The organism is Streptomyces sp. UH6 (genome assembly GCF_013421635.1).
Classification (GTDB): Bacteria; Actinomycetota; Actinomycetes; order Streptomycetales; family Streptomycetaceae; genus Streptomyces; species Streptomyces abyssomicinicus.
In genome coordinates this window covers 1-5,581 of record NZ_JACADT010000335.1, presented here as the reverse complement: position 1 = coordinate 5,581, position 5,581 = coordinate 1, and the positions used below count along the sequence as shown (strand labels likewise).

5 protein-coding genes are annotated in these 5,581 nt (G+C 67.6%); all 5 read left to right on the top strand.

Annotated elements, in window-relative coordinates:
* Positions 1 to 135: 135 nt before the first annotated feature.
* Entirely contained in the window at positions 136 to 735 is a 600-nt protein-coding gene (locus HW445_RS16920; RefSeq protein WP_180221847.1) for a BlaI/MecI/CopY family transcriptional regulator, read from the top strand.
* Positions 736 to 744: 9 nt separating this feature from the next.
* Positions 745 to 1,278, top strand: a complete 534-nt coding sequence (locus HW445_RS16915) for an amino-acid N-acetyltransferase (protein ID WP_151773360.1) — start codon at positions 745 to 747, stop codon at positions 1,276 to 1,278.
* 258 nt (positions 1,279 to 1,536) lie between these two features.
* The gene (locus HW445_RS16910; RefSeq protein WP_151773359.1) at positions 1,537 to 1,872 is read left to right on the top strand and encodes an Lsr2 family protein; all 336 of its coding nucleotides are present in this window, start codon (positions 1,537 to 1,539) and stop codon (positions 1,870 to 1,872) included.
* 589 nt (positions 1,873 to 2,461) lie between these two features.
* On the top strand, positions 2,462 to 4,987 hold the full coding sequence (locus HW445_RS16905) for an ATP-dependent Clp protease ATP-binding subunit (protein ID WP_151773357.1): 2,526 nt from the start codon (positions 2,462 to 2,464) through the stop codon (positions 4,985 to 4,987).
* 412 nt (positions 4,988 to 5,399) lie between these two features.
* The coding region (locus HW445_RS16900; protein ID WP_180221846.1) for a hypothetical protein at positions 5,400 to 5,581 on the top strand (182 nt) is incomplete at its 3' end.

The following is a 5,581-nucleotide window of genomic DNA, read 5'->3' as shown; positions in this document are numbered from 1 at the left end:
CGACGAGGCCTGACACAGCCGCCCCTCGTTCCGGTCCGCCGCCGCGGACGCGGCGTCCGCACGTGCGCCGCGCCCGGGCGGCGCACGTGCCGCGCCCGCCCGGAACGGGGGCGTTCCGGGGCTATCGTCCCTCCCATGCCGAAACCCCTGGGAGAGCTCGAAGACGCCGTCATGAGCCGGATCTGGCAGTGGAACCGGCCCGTGACCGTCCGGGAAGTCCTGGAAGATCTCCAGAGGGAACGCTCCATCGCCTACACCACGGTGATGACCGTTCTCGACAATCTCCAGCGCAAGGGCTGGGTTCGCCGGCACGCCGAAGGCCGGGCCTATCGATATGAGGCGGTCTCCAGCCGCGCCGCCTACGTGGCCGCGCTGATGAACGACGCCTGGTCCCGGAGCGACAATCCCACCGCCGCTCTGGTGGCGTTCTTCGGGATGATGAACGAGGAGCAGCGCGGTATGGTCCGCGACGCACTCCGCATCGCCCACGGCCCCGGTGCCGTCCCGAATGCTGAGAACGCCTCGGACTCCGCGAACGCCCCGCACGCCGCAAACGCTGCGGAAGCCGAGAACGCCCCGGAAGCCGAGAAGGCCCCGGAAGCCGAGAAGACGGCGGAACCAGGGAAGACGGCGGAAGCCGCGAAGGCGCCGGCGGCCGGGAACACGGCGGGTGACGAGAACGCCCCGGGCGGTGAGAACGCCCCCGAGTCGGCGGACGACGGTTCCGGGCGATAACGTCCGGACATGTCAGTGGAGCGTTCCGAAGTCAGCACCAAAGCTTTCACCGTACGCAGGGCCAGGACCGGTGATGTCCCCGCTCTCCGTCGACTCCTCGACGCGTACACCCGTGACGGCAGGCTCCTCGACAAAGCGACCGTCACGCTTTACGAGGACATCCAGGAGTTCTGGGTGGCGGAACGCGACGACAACGCCGAGGTGGTCGGCTGCGGCGCGCTGCACGTGATGTGGGAAGACCTCGCCGAAGTGCGCACTCTCGCCGTGAACCCGGTGCTCAAGGGCGCGGGCGTCGGGCACCACTTGCTGGAGAAGCTCCTGCAGACCGCGCGATGGCTCGGTGTGCGCCGCGTTTTCTGTCTCACCTTCGAAGTCGAGTTCTTCGGGAAGCACGGCTTCGTGGAGATCGGCGAGACCCCTGTCGACACCGATGTCTACGCGGAGCTCCTGCGCTCGTATGACGAGGGTGTGGCGGAGTTCCTGGGACTCGAACGAGTGAAACCGAACACCCTGGGCAACAGTCGGATGCTTCTGCATCTGTGATCTTCCACGACGACGGCGAAGCCCTTCTCCGCTCCTTCGCCGTGTGAGGTATTCCGGGTCCTTCCCTCTTCACGGGTTCCCTATGTCCGGAACGGGCAGGTTTTCGGCTGCGTTCGTGAGCCGGGCCTGTCCCGGGGGTTTGTGTTTTTCAGGCAAAAGCGGTTTGCTTTCCGGCGTACTGCAGTACTGCATATAACAAGGGACGGCGAAACGGCTCCGCCCGGAGCCGCCCCAGGGTTATCGATGAAAGGAATAGCGGTGGCACAGAAGGTTCAGGTCCTTCTTGTCGACGACCTCGACGGCGGCGAGGCGGACGAGACGGTGACGTTCGCGCTGGACGGCAAGACGTACGAGATCGACCTCACGACAGCCAACGCGGACAAGCTGCGCGGCCTGCTCGAGCCCTACGTGAAGAGCGGACGCCGTACCGGCGGTCGCGCCTCCGGCGGCCGTGCCAAGACGCGTGCGGCGGCGGGCAGCAGCCAGGAGACGGCGCAGATCCGCGCCTGGGCGAAGGAACAGGGTCTCGAGGTCAACGACCGCGGCCGGGTGCCGGCGAAGATCCGCGAGGCGTACGAGAAGGCCAACGGCTGACGGCCCCGACAGCCGACGGCCCGGTCCGATGCCGGAGAGCCGCCATGGTGCGGCTCTCTGCCGTTCCCGGGCGGCTCCTGGCGGTTCCGGAACCCGGCCCGTTGATTCCCGGACCGTTCCGGGCGGTTCCCGGCCCTTCCCGGCGGTACCCGGTCCCTTGACGGCGTCCGGAACCCTTCCTCACAGATTGTTCACAGCGATCGCGTTTCGAACGCGCTGCGTAACCGGAACGGGGGCGCGCAGGTCGGCGGAGCGGCGCAAGGTTGTTCGCCCGTAGCGGAGGAGACCGGGGCACGCCGCATGGACTGTCGGTCGTTGCGGGTAAGACATCCCTAGTGGGAGGGGTCGACACGCAGGACAGGCGGCCTTCCGTTCGCCATCGGCGTACTGGTGGAGGACGTAAGTGCCTGGCCTGCGGGAACATCGTCTCGCACCATCGGGTTGGAGCAGATGTCGGCGTTCCGGGTCAGGAGGCCAAGGACGGTGTCGGCAGTTGGAATGAGCGGTCCCCGCTTGCGGGACTAAGCTGCGGAAGGACAGGAAGGGGACAGCCCCCTTACTGCCTGACCGCTCTGAGGAGCGATTAACGATGTTCGAGAGGTTCACCGACCGCGCGCGGCGGGTTGTCGTCCTGGCTCAGGAAGAAGCCCGGATGCTCAACCACAACTACATCGGCACCGAGCACATCCTCCTGGGCCTGATCCACGAGGGTGAGGGTGTCGCCGCTAAGGCCCTGGAGAGCCTCGGGATTTCGCTCGAGGCGGTCCGCCAGCAGGTGGAGGAGATCATCGGCCAGGGCCAGCAGGCCCCGTCCGGCCACATCCCCTTCACCCCCCGTGCCAAGAAGGTCCTGGAGCTGTCGCTCCGCGAGGCCCTTCAGCTGGGCCACAACTACATCGGCACGGAACACATCCTGCTCGGCCTGATCCGCGAGGGCGAGGGCGTCGCCGCCCAGGTCCTGGTCAAGCTGGGCGCAGACCTCAACCGTGTCCGCCAGCAGGTCATCCAGCTGCTGTCGGGCTACTCGGGGAGCAAGGAGGCCGCCACCGCCGGTGGTCCCGCCGAGGGCACCCCCTCGACCTCCCTGGTCCTCGACCAGTTCGGCCGGAACCTCACCCAGGCCGCTCGTGAGTCCAAGCTCGACCCGGTCATCGGGCGCGAGAAGGAGATCGAGCGGGTCATGCAGGTGCTGTCCCGCCGTACCAAGAACAACCCGGTGCTGATCGGTGAGCCCGGCGTCGGCAAGACCGCCGTCGTCGAGGGCCTCGCCCAGGCCATCGTCAAGGGCGAGGTGCCCGAGACCCTCAAGGACAAGCACCTCTACACCCTGGACCTCGGTGCCCTGGTCGCCGGCTCCCGCTACCGCGGTGACTTCGAGGAGCGCCTGAAGAAGGTGCTCAAGGAGATCCGCACCCGCGGCGACATCATCCTGTTCATCGACGAGCTGCACACGCTCGTGGGTGCGGGCGCCGCCGAGGGCGCGATCGACGCCGCCAGCATCCTCAAGCCGATGCTGGCCCGCGGTGAGCTCCAGACCATCGGCGCCACCACGCTCGACGAGTACCGCAAGCACCTGGAGAAGGACGCGGCCCTCGAGCGCCGCTTCCAGCCCATCCAGGTCGCGGAGCCGTCGCTGCCGCACACCATCGAGATCCTCAAGGGTCTGCGCGACCGGTACGAGGCGCACCACCGCGTCTCGATCACCGACGAGGCGCTGGTCCAGGCCGCCACCCTGGCCGACCGGTACATCTCGGACCGCTTCCTGCCGGACAAGGCGATCGACCTGATCGACGAGGCCGGTTCCCGGATGCGCATCCGCCGGATGACCGCGCCGCCGGACCTCCGCGAGTTCGACGAGAAGATCGCCGGCGTCCGCCGCGACAAGGAGTCCGCGATCGACTCGCAGGACTTCGAGAAGGCCGCGTCCCTGCGCGACAAGGAGAAGCAGCTCCTCGCCGCGAAGGCCAAGCGGGAGAAGGAGTGGAAGGCCGGCGACATGGACGTCGTGGCCGAGGTCGACGGCGACCTGATCGCCGAGGTTCTCGCCACCGCCACCGGCATCCCGGTCTTCAAGCTGACCGAGGAGGAGTCCAGCCGCCTGCTCCGCATGGAGGACGAGCTCCACAAGCGGGTCATCGGCCAGAACGACGCGGTCAAGGCGCTCTCCAAGGCGATCCGCCGTACCCGTGCCGGCCTGAAGGACCCCAAGCGTCCGGGTGGCTCGTTCATCTTCGCCGGCCCGTCCGGTGTCGGTAAGACCGAGCTCTCCAAGGCGCTCGCCGAGTTCCTCTTCGGCGACGAGGACGCGCTGATCTCCCTCGACATGTCGGAGTTCAGCGAGAAGCACACGGTCTCGCGTCTCTTCGGTTCCCCGCCCGGATACGTGGGCTACGAGGAGGGCGGCCAGCTGACCGAGAAGGTCCGCCGCAAGCCGTTCTCCGTGGTCCTCTTCGACGAGGTCGAGAAGGCGCACCCGGACATCTTCAACTCGCTGCTGCAGATCCTGGAGGACGGTCGCCTGACCGACTCCCAGGGCCGGGTCGTGGACTTCAAGAACACGGTCATCATCATGACGACCAACCTCGGCACCCGGGACATCTCCAAGGGCTTCAACCTGGGCTTCGCCGCCCAGGGCGACACGAAGACCAACTACGAGCGCATGAAGAACAAGGTCTCGGACGAGCTCAAGCAGCACTTCCGCCCCGAGTTCCTCAACCGCGTCGACGACGTGGTGGTCTTCCCGCAGCTCACGCAGGCGGACATCCTCCGGATCGTCGACCTGATGATCAGCAAGGTGGACGAGCGCCTGAAGGACCGGGACATGGGCCTCGAGCTCTCCCAGTCCGCCAAGGAGCTGCTGTCCAAGAAGGGCTACGACCCCGTCCTGGGCGCCCGGCCGCTGCGCCGGACCATCCAGCGCGAGGTCGAGGACACGCTCTCGGAGAAGATCCTCTTCGGCGAGCTGCGCCCCGGTCACATCGTGGTCGTCGACACCGAAGGGGAGGGCGAGGACCAGACCTTCACCTTCCGCGGTGAGGAGAAGGCCGCGCTGCCGGACGCCCCGCCGGTCGAGCAGGCCGCGGGCGGTGGCCCCAACCTGAGCAAGGACGCGTAACGCCGACGCGTCACCCGAGTGACCCGAAGGGCCGGTGCGGAGCTTCCGCGCCGGCCCTTCGGCGTTCCCCACCGCTGTGCACGGGGCCACACTTCAGGCCCGCGGATCAGGGGTGCCCGGTGAGGTGGGGCACGCGACCCGGATCACTTACGACGGCGCGTAGTAGACGGTGGCGAGCGCGTGGGCCCGGTCGAGGGGGCAGACAGAGTCTCTGACCTGTGCGGTGTCTGGTTAGTGCGAAAAGAGCATATTGTGCAGTCTGTGGTGTTTCAGGCTGGATACTACGCATGGTCGTAGATCACATGATTGTCAGGAGTGCCCCGTTCGGGTTACCAAGGTATGGCCGACGGCGAGACCGGGTTCTTCCGGTCCTTCCCTCTCGGCGATCCCGTCCCCGAACAAAGGGTTCTTCATGTTCAAGCACGTCACGCTCCGCACCACCGGCACGACCACCCTCCGTACCCGTGCCGCGGTCGTCACCGCCGGCCTCGGAGCCTCGGTCGTCCTCGGCGCCGGAGTCGCGACTGCTGCCGGCGCACCCGCCGCCGGCGCCCCCACCGCCGGCGCCCCTGCGGCGGCCGCCAAGGGCAACTC